This window comes from Actinomadura vinacea, from assembly GCF_039532545.1.
Lineage (GTDB): Bacteria > Actinomycetota > Actinomycetes > Streptosporangiales > Streptosporangiaceae > Spirillospora > Spirillospora vinacea.
The window spans coordinates 437,175-456,525 of sequence record NZ_BAAARW010000012.1; the positions used below are offsets into that span (position 1 = coordinate 437,175).

Sequence of the window (19,351 nt, forward strand, 5' to 3'; positions counted from 1 at the left end):
GATAGAGAGCATGAGCGAGCCTACCCAGAAGTATTCGATCACTCTGCCCCGCGACATCGCGGAAGCGGCGCGTGCTCGAGGCGGTCGCTCCGGCCTGTCCTCCTATGTGGCCACCGCCGTGGCCCGCCAGCTCGAGCGGGACCAACTCAATGAGCTGATCGCCGTCGCCGAGGCCGAACACGGCCCGATCACCGACGAGGAGATACAGGCCAAACGCGATCTGCTGCTGCGCGCCCGCGAGGAGCAGAACGGCTCCAGCGCGGCATGACGCACACACCGGCCACCCCAGCGGGAACGCTGGTCCTCGACAGCGAGGGCCTGGCCAAGGCCGTGCTGCGCGATCGCGAAGTCACCGGCTGGCTGGCCCTCGCCCAAGCCGACGACCTGCGAGTCATCACCAGTGCGGCGACACTCGTCGAGGTGATTCATCCCCGGATCAACCGGGCCGCACTGGAATGGACGTTGTCGCGCATCGTCATCGAGCCGGTCACCGACACCGTCGCCCGCCAGGCCGCGGCACTCCTGTCCCAGTGCGGCAGGCATGGCCACAAGCATGCGATCGACGCCATGCTCTCGGCCACCGCGCTGGCCGCCGCAAGCCCGGCCACCGTGCTGACCTCGGACCCGGACGACATCACCGCACTGTGCGGCCGACGCGCCACAGTGATCAAGATTTGAGCCCGCTCTCGGACAGATAAGAGGCGGCCAGCCGCTTGGGGGCCGATAGCCGCCACCCCTCTGTGACCAGTTCGGCCAGCTCGTCCGGATCGACCTTCGCCAGCCGGATCGACACCCACCCGAACCGCCCGGCGGACCAGGACGCGCTGAAGACCTCAGGCTCCTCGGCCGCCAATGCCGCCTGTTCCTCAAGGGTGGCCTTGAGCATGATCGTCGCCTCGGCCCCGTCCAGGTAGCAGAACCCCTTGCCGCGAACACGGAACCCGGTCAGCGTCGGATGCCCGTCATGCTGAACCACCTCTGGCAAACCCAGAATAACGTCCAGGAACTCGTCCACACCCATGGCCTGGATGAAACCAGCCGCCTCCGACACTCCCGCCGAAGCCGGCTGTCGTAAGCCCCGCGCTTGATCTCCGCCAGCAACCCCGCCCACACCTGGCCGCCCACGGCCAGGACACCACCCTCAGGATCCTTGGAATCCCGAACCGCATTCACAACACCGATTCGCGCGACCTCAACACACTCGCCGCCCGTGCTACCACTACGAGAGCTCTTACGCCAGATGGCGGGGGTCGTCTCATGACTTGCCATGGCGGGGTGACCTCGTCTCATGTCCTTTGAGGCGGTCCGCGCCACGACGCGTGGCGGTGGCGCATGGCAGACTCATTTTGCGGTCAGTGACGTCACCGGGGCGAGGAGGGCGCATGGGCGGGGACGGTCCGCACATCCATGTCCAGTCGAAGGTGGCCGACTACGATGCGGATGTCCGCAACGTGCTGGCATCCACATTCGGGCTGGTCGGTGACCGACCGAGCATCGTCACCACTGGATGCGGCCAGCGGGTGCTGTATGCGATGACCTCTCCGCGCCCGGAGATTGTCACCTGCCTCGCCTGCCGTGAGCACGCGCGGCTCGAGCATCTGTGCTTCGCGGAGCAGGTCGAACGCCTGGGCGGCATGCCCGGCTCGACCATCAGCATCGCCCAGGCGAAGCTGGCCGCGGACAGGCATCGCGACCTCGCGGAGACGTTTTTCGACGCGCCGGGCTGAGCCCGTGCCCAGGGGCGGACAGGCGACGGTGCTCGATCGCTCTGGCCAGGTGAGCGGGCAGGATGTAGGGGTGCGTGTTCGACCTATTTCGGCTGATCTGCTCGTTGCGGAGCTGAGTGAGCGGGTGGCGTCCACCTTGCCCGGTGAGTGGGTTCGGGTGGCGGTGGACGGGGCTGACGTGGCGGAGCCTGGGGCGTTGGCGGATGCACTGGTGGGGCCGCTGCGGGAACTAGGGCGGGACGTTCTCAGGGTGTCGGCGCGTGACTTCCTGCGGCCCGATTCGCTGCGGTACGAGTTCGGGCGGCATGACCCGGACGCCTTCTACGACGACTGGCTCGACTCGGGCGGGCTGCTGCGCGAGGTGCTGGCGCCGCTGGATCCGGGTGGGACGGGCAAAGTGCTGCCGAGCCTGTGGGACAGCGCACGGGATCGGGCCACGCGGGCACGGTATGTGGATGTTCCGGCCGGGGCCGTGCTGCTCCTGGACGGGGCGCTGCTCCTCGGGCGGTGGCTGCCGTTCGACGTGACCGTCCACCTGAGCGTGTCCGCGGCGGCGCTGGCACGCCGGACGTCCCGTGAGGACGCCTGGACGCTGCCCGCTTTCGAACGCTACGAGCAGGAGGCGGACCCGCTCCGGACGGCGGACGTCGTCGTCAAGATGGACGACCCCCGCCGCCCCGCGCTGATCGTCGACCCCGGCTGAGTCACCGGGGCCTGGGGATCAGGCACATGGTGTCCAGGCCGAGGACGTGGTTGAGGCGGCCGAAGGCCAGCCAGGAGCCCAGGCACATGCTCAGTTCGACGATCTCCAGCTGGCTGTAGCAGGCGGTCATCCGGGACCAGAATTCGTCGTCGAGGCCGTGGTGGTCGAGGGCGTAGCGTTCGGCGTACTCGGCGGCCAGGCGGGTGCGGTCGTCGAAGGCGTCGGTGGTGCGCCAGTCGGTCACGGCGTCGGCGAAGCCGTCCTCGACCTTCCGGCCGTCGCGTTCGGTGCGCCAGTCGAGGCAGAAGACGCAGCCGTTGATCTGGGCGATGCGGAGGCGGGCGGCCTCGAACTCGCGGAGGCCGAGGGTGGTGTGGGTGTACACCGACATCGCGAAAGCGGAGGCGGCGGGGCCGATGCCGGGGACCATCTCGCCCCACGCGTATCCGATCGGGTCCTTGCCTTCGGGGATGTCGATGTTCATGAGGATCTCCTTCCCAGTCTGCCGGTCGCGGGGCGCAGCGGGACGTCGAGGGCGTCGTAGAGGCCGGGTCCGGCGGCCACGAGCCAGTCGATGGCGCCCACCAGCCGGCCGACCGCGGTGGCGTTGCCGCCCGCGGCCATGTTGCCGTCGTCGGTGGCCTCGACCGTCACCTCGATCCTGGGACGACCCTCGATGATCACTCGGTGCGCGCCGTCGCCGCGGGGCGGGACGGGCCAGTCGGGCGCGCAGGACGGATGGATCCGGGTGACGTGCTCGATGACGATCCGCGGCTCGCCGTCGACGACGCCCTGCACCTCGAACCGCACCGCGCCCTGGGTCCCCTTGCCGAACTCGCCCATCGTGCGGGTGGTCACCGTGGTCTCCAGCGGACGGCGGTCGAGCGTCTCGCGGATCTCGTCGAGTTCGACGCCGAGGGCGCGGGCCATGAGCCGTACCTGCCCGCCCCACACCATGGCCGGGACGGTCGGCGCGAGCATCGGCGGCTCGTAGTCCATCGGCTGGCCCATGCCGACCAGGTAGCGGACGGAGTCGGGCTGGTCGTAGGCGGAGTAGTCGAAGATCTCCTGGCAGCGGACGGCGGCCACGTCGGTGCCGAGGCCGCTGATCAGCAGTGGCAGGACGTCGTTGCCCCAGCCCGGGTCGACGCCGGAGACGAACAGCGCGCCGCCGCCCTCCTCGACCGCCGCCAGCACCGCTGCGCGCTGGTCGGGCGGAGCGTTGCGCTGGTCGTAGAACGCGTAGAGGGCGGGTGTGACGACCACGGCCCCGGCGCGGATGGCCCCGACGATGTCGGCGAGGGCCTCGTCGGGGCGGATGTCGCCGGACGCCGCGTACACCACGGCGCGGGGCCCGGCGGCCAGCGCGGCGCGGGGGTCGCCGGTCGCGGCGATGCCCAGGTCGTGCCCGAGGCCGCCGAGCTCGCCCGCGTCCCGGCCCACCTTGGCGGGGTCGTGGACGAGCACGGCGGCCAGTTCCAGCGCCGGGTGGGCGTGCACGGCGCGGATGGCCAGGCGGCCGACGTTTCCGGTACCCCAGACGATCGTGGGGATCATGCGCTGGAGGCTAACAGCCCGACGCTTCCCTAGCAAGCATTTGGTTGCTTTATGTGAATGCACGATGACCTGGCGTTTTCCGGAAAAGCTACTCGTAAGTAAGTAGTGACGTACTCTCTATCGCGATGTAGAACTCGTTCTACATCGCGCCACGAGTGAGGATCGTCATATGAACGAGACAGCCAGGCGAAGAACCAGCTCCACGGACATCTCGCGCCGTGGGTTCATCGCTGGAACGAGTTCTATCCTGGCGCTGGGGGCACTGTCCCACGCGGACCGTGCCGCCGCCGCACCCGTACCGGCCCCGATCCCGCATGGGGCGCACGTCCCGGTACTGGTGATCGGCACCGGGTACGGCGGCTCGGTCGCCGCGCTCCGGCTCGCCCAGGCGGGGGTCGACGTCCACATGGTCGAGATGGGCATGGCCTGGGACACCCCCGGATCGGACGGGAAGATCTTCGCGAGCACCCGGACCCCGGACGTCCGGTCCTACTGGCTCCGCACCAGGACCAAGCAGCCCATCAGCAACTTCCTCGGCTTCCCGATCGACAAGGACGTCCCCCGGTACACCGGGATCCTGGACGCCGAGGACTTCAGCGGCATCACCGTCTACCAGGGCCGCGGCGTCGGCGGCGGCTCGCTCGTCAACGGCGGGATGGCGGTCACGCCCCTGCGGCAGCGGTTCGGCGCCATCCTGCCGTCGGTGAACGTGAACGAGATGTACAACGTCTACTACCCGCGCGCCAACGCCGCCCTCGGCGTCAACAACATCGACCCGGCCTGGTTCGACAGCACCGACTGCTACCAGTACGCCCGGGTCGGCCGTAAGCACGCGCAACGCTCCGGCTTCTCGTTCGTCTTCGTGCCCAACGTGTACGACTTCGGCTACATGGAGCGGGAGGCCGCTGGGACGGCCACCAGGTCGGCACTGAACGCCGAGGTCCTCTACGGCAACAACTACGGCAAGAAGACACTGCAGAAGACCTATCTGGCGCAGGCCAAGGCCACCGGCCGGGTCGCGATCTCGCCCATGCACAAGGTCACTTCGGTCGCGGCGGCGTCCGGCGGCCGCTACACGGTCACCATCGAGCAGATCAACACCACCGGAGGCACCACCGCCACCAAGACCGTCACCGCGGACCGGGTCTTCTTCGCGGCCGGCAGCGTCGGCACGTCCAAGCTGCTGGTCAAACTCAAGGCGACCGGCGCGCTGCCCAGCCTGAACGGCGAGATCGGCAAGGGCTGGGGCGACAACGGCAACGTCATGTGCGGCCGCGCCAACCACGCGTGGGACCCGACCGGGCAGCTCCAGTCGTCCATGCCCACCGGCGGCATCGACAACTGGGACGCCGGCGGCGCGTTCGCCGAGGTCGCGCCGCTGCCCACCGGCATCGAGACCTTCGCCTCGTTCTACCTGTCGATCACCAAGAACCCCAACCGCGCCCAGTTCTCCTGGAACGCGGCGGCCGGCCGGGTCGACCTGAACTGGCAGACGGCCTGGAAGCAGCCGTCCATCGACGCCGCCAAGACCATCTTCGACAAGATCAACTCCACCGAGGGCACGATCTACCGGACCGACCTCTTCGGGACGTACAAGATCTGGGGCGACCACCTCACCTACCACCCGCTCGGCGGCGCGGTCCTGAACAAGGCCACCGACAACTACGGCCGCCTGCACGGCTACCAGGGCCTGTACGTCATCGACGGCGCGCTGATCCCGGGCAACACCAGCGTCAACCCGTTCGTCACCATCACGGCGCTCGCCGAACGCAACATCGAGAAGATCATCGACACCGATCTGTAGCCCAGGACCCCGGCCACGGGCGCGTGTGGCCGGCCGTCCGGCCATGCGGATCTTCCAGGGGAACAGCCGGAATACAAAGACCCCCTAGCGCCGCCAGCGTGTGGCGGTGGCGCTCGAAGAGAACGACGGGCCCGCTGTAGAAAATGCGGGTCGCCTCCGTGCCGATGGCCGCCGCCGGAGTCATGATCGGAATCCCGCGCCGTTCGCGACCGTGCTGTCCAGCATGCTGTTCGACCAGTACGTCGCACCGGGGTTCCGCTTCGACCTCACCCCGGAGCGGGCTTGGATACCAATTGGTATTGAATGCGGCCCCACGAACAACGGGAGTAAGCGAGATTCCATGGGATATCGTGCCGTGTCATGAAACACCGCACCACGGCGACCGGCGATGATCGTGCCCGCTGATCGCCGGCGACTCGCCGCCGCCCTGATCAGCGATCTGGAGATACTGCGATCATCGGCGGGACAGCCGTCCTTCGTCACCATCGAGAGGGAATCCGAGAAGCACGCGGCCGCCCGGGCCGTGCTGTCAGGGGTGAAGATCACCAGGCTTCCCGTGTCGACGGTGCACGACCTGCTCCGGCACGACCGTACGCCACCGCTCCGCCCGGACCTGGTCGAGTCGCTCTGGGCCGTCCTGCACCACATCGCCGCCGAGAAGGGGCGGACGCCCCGCCCGCCGAGCCTGAACGCGCTGGACGAGCTGCGCAACCGCCTCGAGGCGATCAACCTCCCGGAACGGGTGCGCGTGGCAAGCCCCACCGGGCCCGCGGAGTCCGCGGGGATCGCCATGCTCGACGACCCGTTCGGCGGGGCTCCACCCGGCCGGGACGAGGACGCCGACCGCCGATGGCTGCTCGACGCCGCCGCGGCGACGCGGGCGACGGCCTGGTGGCACTCCGGGAGCCACCTGGTCCCGGAATGGCTGGGGGACCATCTCACCCTCGAACACCGGGCCGGCGAGGTCCGCACCTACGCGCCGCACGCCATCCCGGCGCTGCTCCAGACCGAGGGATATGCCTGGTCCGCGATCCGGCGCGACCGCCCGAAGGCCGACCCGGCCGAGCTGCACGGTCTCGTCCACCTGCGGATGCGGCGCCAGGAGCCGCTGTGGCGGCGGGACGCGCTGCGGGTCTGGGCCGTGATCGACGAGAGCGTGCTCCGGGACGAGTCCCGCGGCCACACGACGATGCGCGCCCAGCTCGACCATCTCGTGAAGGTCTCCGGCATGCAGCACATCACCGTCCAGGTGATGCCGAGCCACGCGCACGGCCATGACTCCACCGGCGGGCCGGTCAGCCTCCTGCGCTTCCCCGAGCGCGGTTTTCCCGACGTCGCCTTCATCGAGCAGCACGACTACGGCCTCTGCCCCCCGAAGAGCACCGATGTCAGCCACTACCACCAAGTGCTCGTCCGCCTGGCGATCGAAGCGCTGCGGCCCAAGGAGAGCGCCGAGTTCCTGCGCGCGATCCGCTCCGCTTGGTCACAATGACCTTTCGTCCTGGGTTATGGGCGAATTGTCTGCTCTCATAGGGGGCATGACCAGCGACGAGCAGGGATTTTGGCACTCCGCGGAGAGGGACCTGATGGCCGGCATCGATACCAGCGTCCCCCATTCGGCACGGATCTGGAACTACTGGCTGGGCGGCCGGGACAACTTCCAGGTCGACCAGGAGGCCGGGGACCGTTACACGGAGGTCTTCCCAGGAATCGTGGAGGTCGCCCGGGTCTCCCGGGAATTCCTGGGACGCGCCGTGCGCCACCTGGCCACCGAGCGGGGCGTCCTGCAGTTCCTGGACGTCGGCACCGGCCTGCCCACCGAGGACAACACCCACCAGGTCGCCCAGCGGGCCGCCCCCGAATCCCGCGTCGTCTACGTCGACAACGACCCGCTCGTACTGGTCCACGCCCGGGCGCTGCTCACCGGCCGTCCCGAAGGCTCCACCCACTATGTGGAGGCCGACCTGCACGACCCCGCGAACATCCTCGAACTCGCGGGCCGCCACCTGGATTTCAACGAACCCGTCGCGCTCATGCTGATGGGCATCATGGGGCACGTGGCCGACGACGAGGAGGCCCTGTCAATCGTCCGCCGGCTCGTCGAGGGCCTGCCGTCCGGCGGCTACCTGGTCCTGGAGGACGGCTCGGACACCGACGAAGCCTTCCTGGAGGCCCAGAAAGGCTATGACGACACCGGCGCCGTCCCGTACCGGCTGCGTAGCCCGGCCCAGATCGCCGGCTTCTTCGAGGGGCTGGAACTGCTGGATCCGGGCGTGGTCTCGCTCCCGCGCTGGAAGCCCGACCCCAGCCCACTCGGCCCACCCGCCGAAGCCCACGCCTACGGCGGCGTAGCCCGCAAGCCCTGAGCCGGCCACCTGCCGGGGATCGCCACTGGGACCTTAGGAAACATCCTTCCGCAGCGACGCATCGGATGCCGGACATCGGTGACCTCGCCAAACAGGTCAGGCAAAGCGTCGAAGTTCTCGCCGGCGACCCCATGAACAAGCCGGAGAAACACCTCGCGCGGACTCGGACTCACAAGACCCGATAACCCGCACAGGCGGCTTGTGATCATATGAGGACTCAATGGAAGCGGGGCCTGGCTTGACATTCGGCGTTCACGCACATGGGCGAAGCTCGCACCAAGATCAAACTGATTAAGAGAACAGATGTACGGCCGGGCAGGCTTTCGCCTCCTGCGCCACCGCATCCTCCTCGGATAGCTGCACGTCTCGGAGGCGGGGCGCGGAGGAGGGAGCGTCAACCGCCCCTCCCGCGCCGGTCGGCGAGACCGGCTTCAAAGGCCGGCTCAGTCCCGAGGGTGGGACGCGAGGTGCTCGCCGACCCGCCCGACGAGGAGGGTCATCTCGTAGCTGATCTGCGCCGGGTCGACGTCGGCGTCGCTGAGCACGGTCAGCGAGGCGCCCTCGCCCGCCGCGGTGACGAACAGGAACACGTCGCGCATCTCGATGATCGTCTGATGCACCTCCCCCGCGTCGAACTGGCTTCGCGCGCCCTGCGCGAGGCTCTGCAGGCCGGCGGCCAGCGCGGACAGGTACTCCGCGTCCTCCCGGCTCAGGCCGGCGGACGCCCCCATGAGGATCCCGTCCGCCGACTGCACCACCGCCCTGGTCACCTGGGGCACGCGTTCGACGAGCCCGTCGATCAGCCAGTCCAGCCGGTCGGTCGATTCGCCCTGCAGCGGCGTCACGTGTGTTCTCCTCTTCCGAGACAGGGGGTAAGAGTCCGGGGTTTGCCGAACGCCGCCACATGATTCCATTCACACCCGACAAGATCCACAGAATTCCAGACAAATGATCAAATCTGTGGCTACGGTGGCACGAGTTCGGCCGCCTGGTGCACACCAAGCTTGAGAGAGGACACCATGCACAACCTCATCAGCCATATCCACGCCGACCTCGGCTGTTTCGTCTGGTGAGGGGCTCACGCCGGCGCTCGATTCGGTTCTCGCTCTTCGGCCTGATCATCGTCCCGATGATCTCACTGGTCACGTTGTGGGCCTTCGCGGCGCAGAGCACCGCGTCCAAGGCCATCAACCAGCGCAACCTCGACATCACCAACGAGATCTACGGCAACGCCGGGCAGCCGATGCTGATCACCCTGGCGCAGGAGCGGCAGGAGTCGGTGGTCTGGCTGAGCCGCGACGGCGCCGTCCCGCGCACGTCGATGGACGCCGTCCGCAAGAAGATGGACGGCACGATCGTCCAGTTGAACAAAGACGTGCGCTCCGACAGGTTCCAGGCCACCCTGAACGGCCCGTTGAAGCAGCGGCTGTCGGTGCTGATGGAGAAACTCAACCGGATCAACGAACTCCGGGGCCAGGTCGACTCCCGCGCCATGACGGGGCTGGCGGCGTTCAACGCCTACAACGAAGTCCTCGAAGCCCACTTCCGGTACGTCAACCTGCTGGTGGCCGGCGACGGCCTCCAGCAGGCGTTCCACCTGTCCAACATGACGCGCGCCGCCGAGTTGCTCGGACGCGAGGCGGCGCTGGTGGGCGGCGTGCTCGCCCGCGGGGGCCGGATGACCGCCGCCGAGTACACCGCGGTCACCAAGCTGGTGTTCGAACGGCGGTACCTGGAGACCTCGAGCCTCGCCGAGCTCGAACCGGCCCTCGCCGCTCCCTACCAGCAGGCGCTGTCGTCCTCCGCCGTGAAGTCCTTCACCGCGGTGGAGGACGACATCCTGGCGACCCGTCCCGGAGCCAGGCTGCGGACCAACCCGGCCGGCTGGAAGACCGCCGTGGCGGCCTCCATCGGGGAGATGGACAGCGCGCTCGGAAAGTCCCGGGCGATACTGGGCGCCGGCGCCAAGAAGGCCTCCGACGACACCCTGCTGCGCCTCGCCCTCATCGGCGCCACCGGCCTGGTCGCGATCGTCCTGACAGCGTTCCTCATGCTCCGGTTCGGCCGCCGCATCAGCCGCGACCTGCTCGGCCTGCAGGCCACCGCGCACACCCTGGCCGAGGAGCGGCTGCCCGACGTGGTGCGGCGGCTGAGCCACGGGGACAAGGTCGATGTGGCGGCGGAGGCGCCGCCGCTGGAGGTCGGCAGGACGGCCGAGGTGTTCAACGTCGCGGCCGCGTTCTCGTCAGTCCAGCGCACCGCCGTCGAGGCCGCCGTCGGCCAGGCCGAGCTGCGCGCGGCGGTCAACCAGGTGTTCCAGAACCTGGCCCGGCGCAACCAGTCGCTGCTGCACCGCCAGCTGGCGATGCTGGACACGCTGGAGCGCAAGGCCTCCGACCCGGACGCCCTGGCCGACCTGTTCGCCATCGACCACCTCACCACCCGCATGCGGCGGCACGCCGAGGGTCTGATCATCCTGTCCGGCGCCGCGCCCGGTCGCGGCTGGCGCCACCCGGTCGGCGTCCTGGACGTGCTGCGCGGCGCCATCGGCGAGATCGAGGACTACGCCCGTGTCGAGGTGGTCAGCACCGCGGAGGAGGGCATCGTCGGCCCGGCCGTCGCCGACGTGATCCATCTGCTGGCCGAGCTGATCGAGAACGCGACCGTCCTGTCGCCGCCGAACACGCCGGTCGAGATCGACGCCGGGTTGGTGGGCCAGGGGTTCGTGGTGGAGATCCAGGACCGCGGCCTGGGCATGGGCCCGGACAGGCTGGCGGCCATCAACGAGCAGCTCAGCCGCAGGCCGGAGTTCGACCTGACCCACGGCGACCAGCTCGGGCTGTTCGTCGTCGGGACCCTCGCGCACCGGCACGGGATCAAGGTGGCGCTGGAGCCGAACTCCTACGGCGGTATCAAGACCGTCGTGCTCCTGCCGCACTCGATCGTCGTGTCAGCGGACCAGGTCGGCCGTGCGAACGACACCGGCACCGATTCGGCGGGCGTCCCCCCGAACGCCCCGACTGCCACCGCTCCGAACGAGACCGCGCCGCCGGCGGGCTCCGACCCCAGGGACATCGCCGGCCACGACGTGCAGGAGTATGCGATGGACTCCGTTGGACGGCACCGCGGCGGCAGCACCGAGCCCCGCGCCGACCACGCCCCGCTCGGCATGCCACCGCCGCCCGAGCCGCCGGCGCCGGCGCCCGCGCCGGCACCGGCGGAGACGGCGTCCACGACCGCGGGTACCCACGCGGGGATGCCGCGCCGCGTACGCCGGGCGAATCTGGCCCCGCAGCTGCGCGACGCCGCACCGCCCGCCCCGGACGAGACGCAGTCGTCTGGACGGGTGGAGCGCTCGCCGGAGCGGGCCCGTTCGGTCATGTCCTCGATGCAGAGCGGATGGCGGCGCGGGCGTACCGAGCCGCCGCAGGTCCCGCCCGCCGAACGGAACGACAGGGATGAGCGATGACGGAATCACCGATCACGGCCGAGGGCGTGCGCCGGCTCCTCGACGGCTTGGTCGGCAGCGCGGAGAGGGTGGGCGGTGCGGTCCTCCTGTCCAGGGACGGGCTGGTCGTGGCCTGCTCCTCCGGTCTCGGCCGTGAGGACTCCGAGCATCTGTCCGCGCTGGTGGCGGGCGTGCAGGGGCTCGCCCGCGGCGCGTGCCGGCGGTTCGACGGCGGCGAGCTGATGCAGAGCGTCATCGAGATGGACTCGATGCTGGTGTTCATGGTGCCGTCCGGGGAGCACGCGTGCCTCGCCGTGCTGAGCCCCCCGGACTCGGACGCGGGCGCGGTCGTCTACGCGATGACCGAACTCGCCGAGCGGCTCGCCGAGCGACCGCCGGTCATGCCCCGGCTGTCGGGGTCGAGCGTCAGGTGAGGCCGGGTAAGCGATGACCGAATGGCTTGACGGGGACGCGGGACCGGTCGTCCGTCCCTACACGGTCACGCGGGGCAGGACGCGGCTCCGCGACGACAGCCTCGACCTGATCTCGGTGCTGGAGGCGACCGGTGTGCCGGTTCCCCGGCGGGTGCGGCTCGACCCTGAGCACCGCAGGCTGCTGGCGATCTGTCTGCGGCCGATCACCTTCGCCGACCTGGCGTCCGAGATCAACCTGCCCGTCGGCGTCGTGCGCGTCCTGGTCGACGACCTGCGCGACGAGAACCTGCTCAGGGTGCTGAAAGCGACCCCCACCGGCGACGTCCCGGACGAGCTCGTACTAAGGAAGCTGCTGAATGGACTACGTGCACTCTGACACCGCCGTCCACGAACCGGGCCCGGCCGCCACCGGAGGCGGCGGCAAGCTGATCGCCGCGAAGATCCTCATCGCCGGCGGGTTCGGGGTCGGCAAGACGACCATGGTGGGCTCGATCAGCGAGATCCGCCCGCTGCGCACCGAGGAGCTCCTCACCGACCGGAGTGTGGGCGTCGACGACACCACAGGCGTCGACGGCAAGAACAGCACCACCGTGGCCATGGACTTCGGCCGGATCACGCTCCCGGACGACCTGGTGCTGTACCTGTTCGGGACTCCGGGCCAGCAGCGTTTCTGGTTCATGTGGGACGAACTGGCGCTGGGCGCCATCGGCGCGGTGGTGCTCGCCGACGTGCGCCGCCTCGCCGACTGCTTCGCCGCCGTCGACTACTTCGAGGACCGCCGCACCCCGTTCATGGTCGCGGTGAACTGCTTCGACGGCAGCGAGCGAAAGGATCCCGAGGACGTGCGGATCGCGCTGGACCTGGACGAGGACGTGCCGCTGGTGCTGTGCGACGTGCGCAACCGGGAGTCGGCCAAGCGGGTGCTGATCACCATGATCGAGTACGTCCTCACCAAGACCACGTCCCGGCGCTGAGCGGATCCGCCGCCGGGCGCCGCCGCGGCGCCCGGCGCACCGGATCCTCCTGGCGGACGATCGGCCCCGCGACGGGAACATCGCGCGTACGGCCGGGCCAAGATCCTGGAGAAGTCCGCCCCCGGCATTCCCGCCAGGGGCCGGACGCGCCGAACCCGTCCCTCGCCATCGAACTCCTTTTCCTGCCGCCGAGGGATCGCCGGCCCATCAGCGATTTCCTCTTTGTGGTTGCGCATGCGGCGGGCTGACGGCCTGCAGCGCGTTCAGAAGTTTGTGACCGGCCTCAATGGAGTCGGCTGCCACCCGGCCGCCGGGCACTGCTGAGGGCAGTGGTCGCCGAGCAGGAAACGGGCTTACGCACCTACGACCCGGAAAGTTCAAGGCGGCACGTCACAACATTGATTCTTTGAATGACTTGCCTAGAGGTGATCTAGGGAGATATCAATGGTTCCGCATGTCGCATACCACTCACTCGCCGCCAAATTGTTTGGACCAGATGTCAACGAGCCTGCCCTCCTTCCCCGCCGCAGACGAAACGCCGCTCGATACCTGCGTCCGGCTGCGGGAGATCGCTCCCGTGGTCGAAGTGGAGTTCCCCGGCGGCGTCCCCGCCTACCTGGCACTGACCCACAATGCCGTACGAGAGATCCTCGCCGGGGACAACAAGACCTTCCTGCGGGATCCGAAACATTGGCCCGCCCTGCACGACGGATCGATCCCTGAGGATTGGCCGCTGCGAGCCATCGTCGAGGGCGGCCACATGGCCACCAAGGACGGCGGCGACCACAGGCGCCTGCGCGGCCTGGTCGGCAAGGCCTTCACGCCTGCACGGGTACAGGCGCTGGAGCCGCGTGTACAACAGATCGTGGACGGCCTGCTCGACAATGTGATCGCCGCCGGTGACGGCGTCGACCTGGTTCCCGCCTTCACCGAGGCGATGCCGATGTGGGTGATCTGCGAACTGTTCGGCGTGCCTGCCGAGGAACGGCTCCAGATGCGCAACTGGACCGCCGCGTTGCTGGCGCACACGACTCCGCCGGAGGAGGCGTTCGCGACGCAGGACGCCCTTCAGGCCTACCTGCACGAACTGGTGGAGCGCAAACGGCGGACGCCTGGCGACGACATCACGTCCGGCCTGGTGCAGGCACGCGACGAAGGCGACAGGCTCACCACCGAAGAACTGGTCGGCGTGCTGTGGCTGATGCTCATCGCCGGCCATGAGACCACCGTCCACCTGCTCGGCCACGCCATCGTGGCGCTGGCTCAGAACCCCGACCAGCTCGCACTGGCCAAGGCCGAGGATCGGTGGGCCGACGTGGTCGAGGAGACCCTGCGCTACCGCCACTCGGTGATGATGACCAGCTTCCGTTTCACCGCGGAGAACGTGACCGTCGCCGGGGTGCACATCCCCAAGGGCCAGGCGGTCGGCGTGGTCTACCAGGCGAGCGGCATCGACCCGGCGGAGTACGGCGAGAGCGCGGACCGGTTCGACATCACCCGGGAACAGAGCGCACGTCTCGGCTTCGGCCACGGCCCCCGGTACTGCGTCGGCGCGTCACTGGCCCGCTTAGAGGGCCGGCTGGCACTCGCCGCGCTGTACCGGCGGCTGCCGGAGCTCACCCTCGCCATCGACCCGGACGACATCCCCTACTCCCCGTCGTTCTTCACTGTCGGCCCGCTCTCCCTTCCGGTCACCCTCGGCACCGTCAAGCCCTGATGCGTCTCCCCGGCCCGGCGGCTCCGGCCGCCGGGCCGAACCGAGGCCTGCTTCGCCGACTCAACGCATGCCTCATCGTTTCCGCCACCGGTGTAGGAACTCTTACGCCAGGTGATCATTCGTACCTCCTCATCGTCCGTTCAATCAGGTCCTTCGAAGCGGATTTGGGGAAAGCCATTATGTGCAACCGCTCGAAGTGACCACCCGTGTTCCACGCCTTGTCCAGGCGCTTTAGGCACGCTTCGGTCGGGCGGAACCGCCCCGCCTCCCAGTTCGATACGGTTCCTCGCGTCGCCTTGACGATCAAGGCCATCTGCGCCAGCGACGGGCCCCCGCCGGGTCCGGTAAAACCAGGTCAAAGGCCGACCGGGACCACAGGGAGGAGTTCGGGTCGATGGACCCTCTCACGCTCATCATTCCCCCAAGTGTCTTGCACGGCCTCCAATACACTTCACGTTAGCGCGCAAAAGCACTCAGAGTGAGGGCACGTTTCCCGACTTCAGGACGGCTCTCCATGAACGATCAAGAAGTGATCGCGCAGGAAATCCGGCTGACGTTGTTGGCCGAACCGTCTTCGGTGGTTCTGGCTCGCGAGCTGGTCCGCTACGCCCTCTACCGGGTGGGGTCATCGGAGAGATCTCGTCCATGACTCGATGCTGGTGATGAGCGTCACCGACTCCGTCGCCGCCGCGCGGGGCGCGCGAATCCGGCTCGTTGCGCCGTGCGGGATCAGGCGGTGCTTCTGGAGTGCTGGGATCCCTCGCCTGCGCTTCCCGTCGTGCGCGACGCCTTCGCGATGGACGAGCACGGGCGGGGTCTGGCCATCGTCGCCTATGCCGAGGAGACGGGTGTCCGTCGGTCCGCGACGGGCGAGGGGAAGATCGTCTGGGCGCTCAGGTCCATCTCAGCGTGATCGGCTTCTCTCCTTCACCTGCGGCCGTCGCACCAACCGAATACGGAGGGACCGTTGCCCCAGAAGCGGTGCTGGAGCTGATCGGCGGCCGTTACCGGCTGGTCGAGGAGCTGAGGCCCGGCGGATTCGGCCGGGTCTGGAAGGCCCATGACGAGGTCCTCGGTGTGGACGTGGCGGTCAATGAGGGGGTTCGTGCGAGATCGGATACGCGGACTCATTCGGCGGTGGATAGAACCCGGGTGAACAATCGGCCGGCGAGGTCGGCCCCGGTGATGGTGCCACTGTCGTCGCGGGTGAAGAAGCCGCGCTGGCCTTGGAGGCCGCCGCTGGTGACGATGTACTCGTCGCCGTCGCCGGACAGCAGGCCGAGACCGGCCGCCGGCAGGTCGGCGGGCATCTCGGCGTCGGACGCCGCGCGGATCTCCGGCTTGATCGCGCAAGCGATCGTCAGCCCGGACTCCTCGGTGTCGATGGTGATCGTCATCATTTCGTTCTCGTAGTTCCCGGCGACCTCGCGGGCGCGCGCCGGGTCGTAGGGAAGCGGTTCGGGGTCGCGGTCGATCACCCCCAGGTAGTGTTCCAGCGCCCAGCGGACGATGGCCTGGTTGAGGGCGAGGCCGCCGTCGGGGCCCTCGTTGGAGGCGACGGCGATGGCGAAGTTGCGTTCGGGGACCAGGCGCAGATCGGCGAACTGGCCGCTGGCCGAGCCGCCGTGTTCGACGATGCGGACGCCGTCGGTGTCACGCAGGAACCAGCCGATGCCCATGCCGTCGCCGAGCGAGGTGCCCCGCAGTTCGACCGTCTGCTGCCGCATCTGGCGCAGCACCTGAGAAGGCATCACGCGAGCGCCGGTGTCGGAGCGGCCGTGCCAGAGGTGGAACCGGGCCCAGCGGAGCAGGTCGCTCATCGAGGAGATGGCACCGCCGCCGGGGTTGTTGGCGCGGTTCTCCTTCCACGACGCCAGGGCCGACAGCGTGCCGTCCTCGTCGCGGTGGTGCGAGGCCGCGAAACCCAGGGTGAGCGCCTCGTCGAGCGAGTAGGTGGTGTTCGACATCCCCAGCGGCTCGAACAGCAGCGCGGCGACGGCCCGGTCGAAGGTCTGGCCGGTGACCTTCTCGATGATCCGTCCGGCCAGGTTGTACCCCGTCTGGCTGTAGGAGGACCGGCCGCCGGGCGGGCCGACCAGCTCCGACTCCTCCAGCCGTGCCACGTAGGCGGCCAGCGCGTCGTCGCCCTCGCCGGTTTCGGCGCTGAACCGCCAGTCCAGCCCGGCGGTGTGGTTGAGCAGCTGCAATACGGTGATCTTCGCCGCCGACTGCTCGTCGGCGAGTTCGAGTTCGGGGACGTACCGGCGTACCGGCGCGTTCAGCTCGACCTGGCCGTCGGCGACCAGGCGCATCAGCGCGGTCGCGGTGAAGGACTTGGAGACCGAGCCCAACAGGAACAGCGTGTCCTGGTCGACGGGCTGCGGATCGTCGATGCTGTCGACGCCGTGGGCGGCGTAGATCGCCCGGTTGTCGACCCATACTCCGACGGAGACGCCCGGAACGCCCAGCTCGGTGGCCTTGGCCGCGACGAACTCCTGCAGGGCGTTCGATGTCATGACGTTCTCCTTCGTGTCTGTTCGTGAGCAACGCCTACTACGACTTGTACGGCGTTCAAGTAGACGGTACCCACCACTTGAACGTGTGCAAGTGGGTTCTTGAACGATGTGCAAGTCAGGTCGTATCGTGAGCTCATGCCACGCGACACCCTGACCCGTGACCAGATCGTCCGGGCCGCGATCGACCTGCTGGACGCCGAGGGCCTGGAGGGCTTGAGCATGCGCGCGCTGGGTCGTCGGCTGGGCTCGGCGGCCACCGCGGTCTACTGGCACGTGGGCAGCAAGGACAACCTCATCGCCCTCGCCGCCGACCGGGTGTGGAACGAGATCGCACTGCCCGACCTGAGCGTGGTCGACTGGCGGACGGCGGCCACGCGCATGGCCGCCGACCTGCACACGATGCTCACCCGTCACCCGTGGCTGGTCGAGGCTTTCGGCTCTTTCCTGTTGCCCAGCCTTGGCAAGGCGCGCCGCGACGACCACACCCTGGCCATCTACGAGGCAGCCGGATTCACCGGCGCGCGGGCCGACCAGGCCGCGGCCGCCGTCTTCACCTACGTGCTCGGCAACGCCCTCGGCCCGGCCGCGGCCGCCTCACTCACCCGGCGGCTCAACCGCAACGGCGGCAACGCCGACGAGCTGATGCGCGACCACATGGCGAAAGCCAGCGAGATCGCGGCACAGTTCCCACGGTTGCAGAGCCGCCTGGACACAGCCGCCGACCGGGATATCGACTATGCCGCGGCACCCGACGACAGCTTCGACTTCGGTCTCCAGGCGCTCCTCGACGGCTTGGAGGCCAAACTGCCGCCCGGGGAACGCCGGCGCTCCCAGAATCCCGGAGGCTCTGACGCCCCTCTGACACGCGAACGCCCAACTCCAACTCCGGGCAGCGACGCTGTTTCATAGGTGAGGACCTATGAAACAGCCCATGCGACACGTGCCATCGAGGGCGGATTTCGTTTCATGGGTTGTTGCATACGTATGGGCCTGTGAAACACCCCCATAAAACGATTCCGGGCGTGAGCGACGACGACTCACCCGCGTGGAACCCAACGACTGCCCGATGTCCACCTGCGTCGCGCCCGCCGGCTCGCCGTGCCGGACCGGCAAAGGCAAGGCCAGAGACCAGGGCGCGGCTTCCAGCCCCCATTGCCCGCGGCGCTGGGCGCGCCGGGGGCGATGGGGTCACGCTCTCGCCCACATCCAGCCGTTGCTCAGAACTCCCGGGCGGACCGGTCACGGTCGGCCTAGCGCGGCCGGACCTTGATCTCCAGGCCGGCCGGCCCGCCGCACCAGCCGGCTTCCTTGGTGCCCGGCGCCTGGCTGATGGACGCCCTGCGTTTGAAGATGGCCGCGCCCTTCGCGAAACTCACCCGCTTGTTGATGACGTGCGTCTGCGTCCACTTGCCGCCGCCCTGCAGGGTACCGATCTTGCCGACGTCGTTCGCCAGCAGTTGCTTGCCGTCGCCCTGGTAGAACTGCTGGCCGCCCAGGACCACGGCCTTCGACTTCACCGGCGCCCGGTAGGTCGCCACGATCTTGCTGACGTAGGCGCTGGTCGCGGTCACGTCCTTGACGTGGAAGGTGGCGACCATCGACCACGTCTTCCCCGAGATGCAGCTCACCTGCCCCCCGGAGGATGTGTACACCTCGTCGCTCTGGTGGGTGAAGGGGCCCTTCCCGCGGGCGAAGAAGGTCGTCGCGGAGAGCCGCTCAGGGGACTTTGCGCCGTTCGTGGTGGCATTGCCGGTTTCCCTGGTCTCCCGGGTGCCCGCGGCTCTGCTCGTATCGCTGCCCCGGGAGCTGTTCGCGCCGGCGACGATGCCCTTCTCGTTCGAGACGTTCCGCGCCGTCGTCATCTCGCTGCCGTTCAGCGCCCAGATACCGCCGGTCGCCACTACCGCGCCGACAGCGCCGGCCCCGACCAACACCCTTACCTTTTTCATACGCCACCGCTTTCTCTCGGTCCGGCCGGTTCGTTTTCCGGCACGAGAGGAAAACTAATGGTGCGAGGGAAATGACAGATAGGGCCTTTAGGCCCACCGGATCAATTTGGGGGCCCCAAGGGCCGCCTCGAAAGCAGCACGCCCGGCCCGCGGCCC

The 19,351-nt window shown here is 68.8% G+C and carries 24 protein-coding genes; 16 read left to right on the forward strand and 8 right to left on the reverse strand.

What is annotated here, in order from left to right:
* The first annotated feature begins 10 nt into the window (after positions 1-10).
* Together ABD340_RS17365 and ABD340_RS17370 are read left to right on the forward strand one after the other, a co-directional pair.
* Entirely contained in the window at positions 11-268 is a 258-nt protein-coding gene (locus ABD340_RS17365) for a CopG family transcriptional regulator (protein WP_344590009.1), read from the forward strand.
* Positions 265-678 carry a PIN domain-containing protein gene (locus ABD340_RS17370; RefSeq protein ID WP_344590010.1) on the forward strand — a complete coding sequence of 138 codons (414 nt, stop codon included), beginning with the start codon at positions 265-267 and terminating at the stop codon, positions 676-678. The genes ABD340_RS17365 and ABD340_RS17370 overlap by 4 nt, the downstream gene beginning before the upstream one ends.
* On the opposite strand, the gene ABD340_RS17375 is transcribed toward ABD340_RS17370, so the two are convergent.
* Together ABD340_RS17375 and ABD340_RS17380 are read right to left on the reverse strand one after the other, a co-directional pair.
* Positions 668-1,021, reverse strand: coding sequence for an MmcQ/YjbR family DNA-binding protein (locus tag ABD340_RS17375; protein WP_344590011.1), 354 nt, complete (start codon positions 1,019-1,021; stop codon positions 668-670). The two genes, ABD340_RS17370 and ABD340_RS17375, sit on opposite strands and share 11 nt — an antisense overlap.
* Entirely contained in the window at positions 946-1,290 is a 345-nt protein-coding gene (locus ABD340_RS17380; protein WP_344590012.1) for a DUF397 domain-containing protein, read from the reverse strand. The genes ABD340_RS17375 and ABD340_RS17380 overlap by 76 nt, the downstream gene beginning before the upstream one ends.
* A 92-nt stretch (positions 1,291-1,382) precedes the next feature.
* Here ABD340_RS17380 and ABD340_RS17385 point away from each other — a divergent pair, with 92 nt between their 5' ends.
* Both ABD340_RS17385 and ABD340_RS17390 read left to right on the forward strand, forming a co-directional pair.
* Entirely contained in the window at positions 1,383-1,727 is a 345-nt protein-coding gene (locus ABD340_RS17385; protein WP_344590013.1) for a hypothetical protein, read from the forward strand.
* Positions 1,728-1,923: 196 nt separating this feature from the next.
* The gene (locus ABD340_RS17390; RefSeq protein ID WP_344590014.1) at positions 1,924-2,430 is read left to right on the forward strand and encodes a nucleoside/nucleotide kinase family protein; all 507 of its coding nucleotides are present in this window, start codon (positions 1,924-1,926) and stop codon (positions 2,428-2,430) included.
* 1 nt (position 2,431) lies between these two features.
* On the opposite strand, the gene ABD340_RS17395 is transcribed toward ABD340_RS17390, so the two are convergent.
* Together ABD340_RS17395 and ABD340_RS17400 are read right to left on the reverse strand one after the other, a co-directional pair.
* The gene (locus ABD340_RS17395) at positions 2,432-2,914 is read right to left on the reverse strand and encodes a carboxymuconolactone decarboxylase family protein (protein ID WP_344590015.1); all 483 of its coding nucleotides are present in this window, start codon (positions 2,912-2,914) and stop codon (positions 2,432-2,434) included.
* The gene (locus ABD340_RS17400; protein ID WP_344590016.1) at positions 2,911-3,987 is read right to left on the reverse strand and encodes an NAD(P)H-dependent amine dehydrogenase family protein; all 1,077 of its coding nucleotides are present in this window, start codon (positions 3,985-3,987) and stop codon (positions 2,911-2,913) included. Before ABD340_RS17400 ends, ABD340_RS17395 begins: the two co-directional genes overlap by 4 nt.
* Positions 3,988-4,156: 169 nt before the next feature.
* On the opposite strand from ABD340_RS17400, the gene ABD340_RS17405 reads away from it, so the two are divergent.
* From ABD340_RS17405 to ABD340_RS17415, 3 genes are all read left to right on the forward strand, one after another.
* The gene (locus ABD340_RS17405; RefSeq protein ID WP_344590017.1) at positions 4,157-5,791 is read left to right on the forward strand and encodes a GMC oxidoreductase; all 1,635 of its coding nucleotides are present in this window, start codon (positions 4,157-4,159) and stop codon (positions 5,789-5,791) included.
* Positions 5,792-6,179: 388 nt separating this feature from the next.
* Positions 6,180-7,283, forward strand: coding sequence for a DUF5753 domain-containing protein (locus ABD340_RS17410; RefSeq protein WP_344590018.1), 1,104 nt, complete (start codon positions 6,180-6,182; stop codon positions 7,281-7,283).
* Between the two features lie 46 nt (positions 7,284-7,329).
* Positions 7,330-8,157 carry an SAM-dependent methyltransferase gene (locus ABD340_RS17415; protein ID WP_344590019.1) on the forward strand — a complete coding sequence of 276 codons (828 nt, stop codon included), beginning with the start codon at positions 7,330-7,332 and terminating at the stop codon, positions 8,155-8,157.
* A 443-nt stretch (positions 8,158-8,600) separates the two neighbouring features.
* Here the strand turns inward: ABD340_RS17415 and ABD340_RS17420 are convergent, their stop codons facing one another.
* Positions 8,601-9,002, reverse strand: coding sequence for a roadblock/LC7 domain-containing protein (locus ABD340_RS17420; RefSeq protein WP_425547383.1), 402 nt, complete (start codon positions 9,000-9,002; stop codon positions 8,601-8,603).
* 284 nt (positions 9,003-9,286) lie between these two features.
* Here ABD340_RS17420 and ABD340_RS17425 point away from each other — a divergent pair, with 284 nt between their 5' ends.
* The 5 genes from ABD340_RS17425 (at position 9,287) to ABD340_RS17445 (ending at position 14,730) form a co-directional block, all read left to right on the forward strand.
* The gene (locus ABD340_RS17425) at positions 9,287-11,626 is read left to right on the forward strand and encodes a sensor histidine kinase (protein ID WP_344590020.1); all 2,340 of its coding nucleotides are present in this window, start codon (positions 9,287-9,289) and stop codon (positions 11,624-11,626) included.
* Positions 11,623-12,039 carry a roadblock/LC7 domain-containing protein gene (locus ABD340_RS17430; protein ID WP_344590021.1) on the forward strand — a complete coding sequence of 139 codons (417 nt, stop codon included), beginning with the start codon at positions 11,623-11,625 and terminating at the stop codon, positions 12,037-12,039. Before ABD340_RS17425 ends, ABD340_RS17430 begins: the two co-directional genes overlap by 4 nt.
* Before the next feature lie 13 nt (positions 12,040-12,052).
* The gene (locus ABD340_RS17435; protein WP_344590022.1) at positions 12,053-12,415 is read left to right on the forward strand and encodes a DUF742 domain-containing protein; all 363 of its coding nucleotides are present in this window, start codon (positions 12,053-12,055) and stop codon (positions 12,413-12,415) included.
* Complete coding sequence (locus tag ABD340_RS17440; protein ID WP_344590023.1) at positions 12,396-13,013, forward strand: GTP-binding protein; 618 nt, start codon at positions 12,396-12,398, stop codon at positions 13,011-13,013. Before ABD340_RS17435 ends, ABD340_RS17440 begins: the two co-directional genes overlap by 20 nt.
* A gap of 454 nt (positions 13,014-13,467) precedes the next feature.
* Positions 13,468-14,730 (forward strand): cytochrome P450 family protein, encoded by a 1,263-nt coding sequence (locus ABD340_RS17445; RefSeq protein WP_344590024.1) that lies wholly within the window; start codon positions 13,468-13,470, stop codon positions 14,728-14,730.
* Here ABD340_RS17445 and ABD340_RS47980 read toward each other — a convergent pair.
* Positions 14,661-14,849 (reverse strand): DUF397 domain-containing protein, encoded by a 189-nt coding sequence (locus ABD340_RS47980; RefSeq protein ID WP_425547384.1) that lies wholly within the window; start codon positions 14,847-14,849, stop codon positions 14,661-14,663. The genes ABD340_RS17445 and ABD340_RS47980 overlap by 70 nt on opposite strands.
* A gap of 395 nt (positions 14,850-15,244) precedes the next feature.
* On the opposite strand from ABD340_RS47980, the gene ABD340_RS17450 reads away from it, so the two are divergent.
* On the forward strand, positions 15,245-15,379 hold the full coding sequence (locus ABD340_RS17450; protein ID WP_344590025.1) for a hypothetical protein: 135 nt from the start codon (positions 15,245-15,247) through the stop codon (positions 15,377-15,379).
* 129 nt (positions 15,380-15,508) lie between these two features.
* Positions 15,509-15,643 carry a hypothetical protein gene (locus tag ABD340_RS17455; protein ID WP_344590026.1) on the forward strand — a complete coding sequence of 45 codons (135 nt, stop codon included), beginning with the start codon at positions 15,509-15,511 and terminating at the stop codon, positions 15,641-15,643.
* Between the two features lie 214 nt (positions 15,644-15,857).
* On the opposite strand, the gene ABD340_RS17460 is transcribed toward ABD340_RS17455, so the two are convergent.
* Positions 15,858-17,246, reverse strand: a complete 1,389-nt coding sequence (locus ABD340_RS17460) for a serine hydrolase domain-containing protein (protein ID WP_344590027.1) — start codon at positions 17,244-17,246, stop codon at positions 15,858-15,860.
* A gap of 135 nt (positions 17,247-17,381) precedes the next feature.
* Here ABD340_RS17460 and ABD340_RS17465 point away from each other — a divergent pair, with 135 nt between their 5' ends.
* On the forward strand, positions 17,382-18,155 hold the full coding sequence (locus ABD340_RS17465; RefSeq protein WP_344590028.1) for a TetR/AcrR family transcriptional regulator: 774 nt from the start codon (positions 17,382-17,384) through the stop codon (positions 18,153-18,155).
* 341 nt (positions 18,156-18,496) lie between these two features.
* Here the strand turns inward: ABD340_RS17465 and ABD340_RS17470 are convergent, their stop codons facing one another.
* A complete protein-coding gene (locus ABD340_RS17470; protein WP_344590029.1) occupies positions 18,497-18,844 on the reverse strand; it encodes a hypothetical protein in 348 nt (115 codons plus the stop codon).
* On the opposite strand from ABD340_RS17470, the gene ABD340_RS17475 reads away from it, so the two are divergent.
* Positions 18,834-19,253 (forward strand): hypothetical protein, encoded by a 420-nt coding sequence (locus ABD340_RS17475; RefSeq protein WP_344590030.1) that lies wholly within the window; start codon positions 18,834-18,836, stop codon positions 19,251-19,253. The genes ABD340_RS17470 and ABD340_RS17475 overlap by 11 nt on opposite strands.
* Positions 19,254-19,351: the final 98 nt, after the last annotated feature.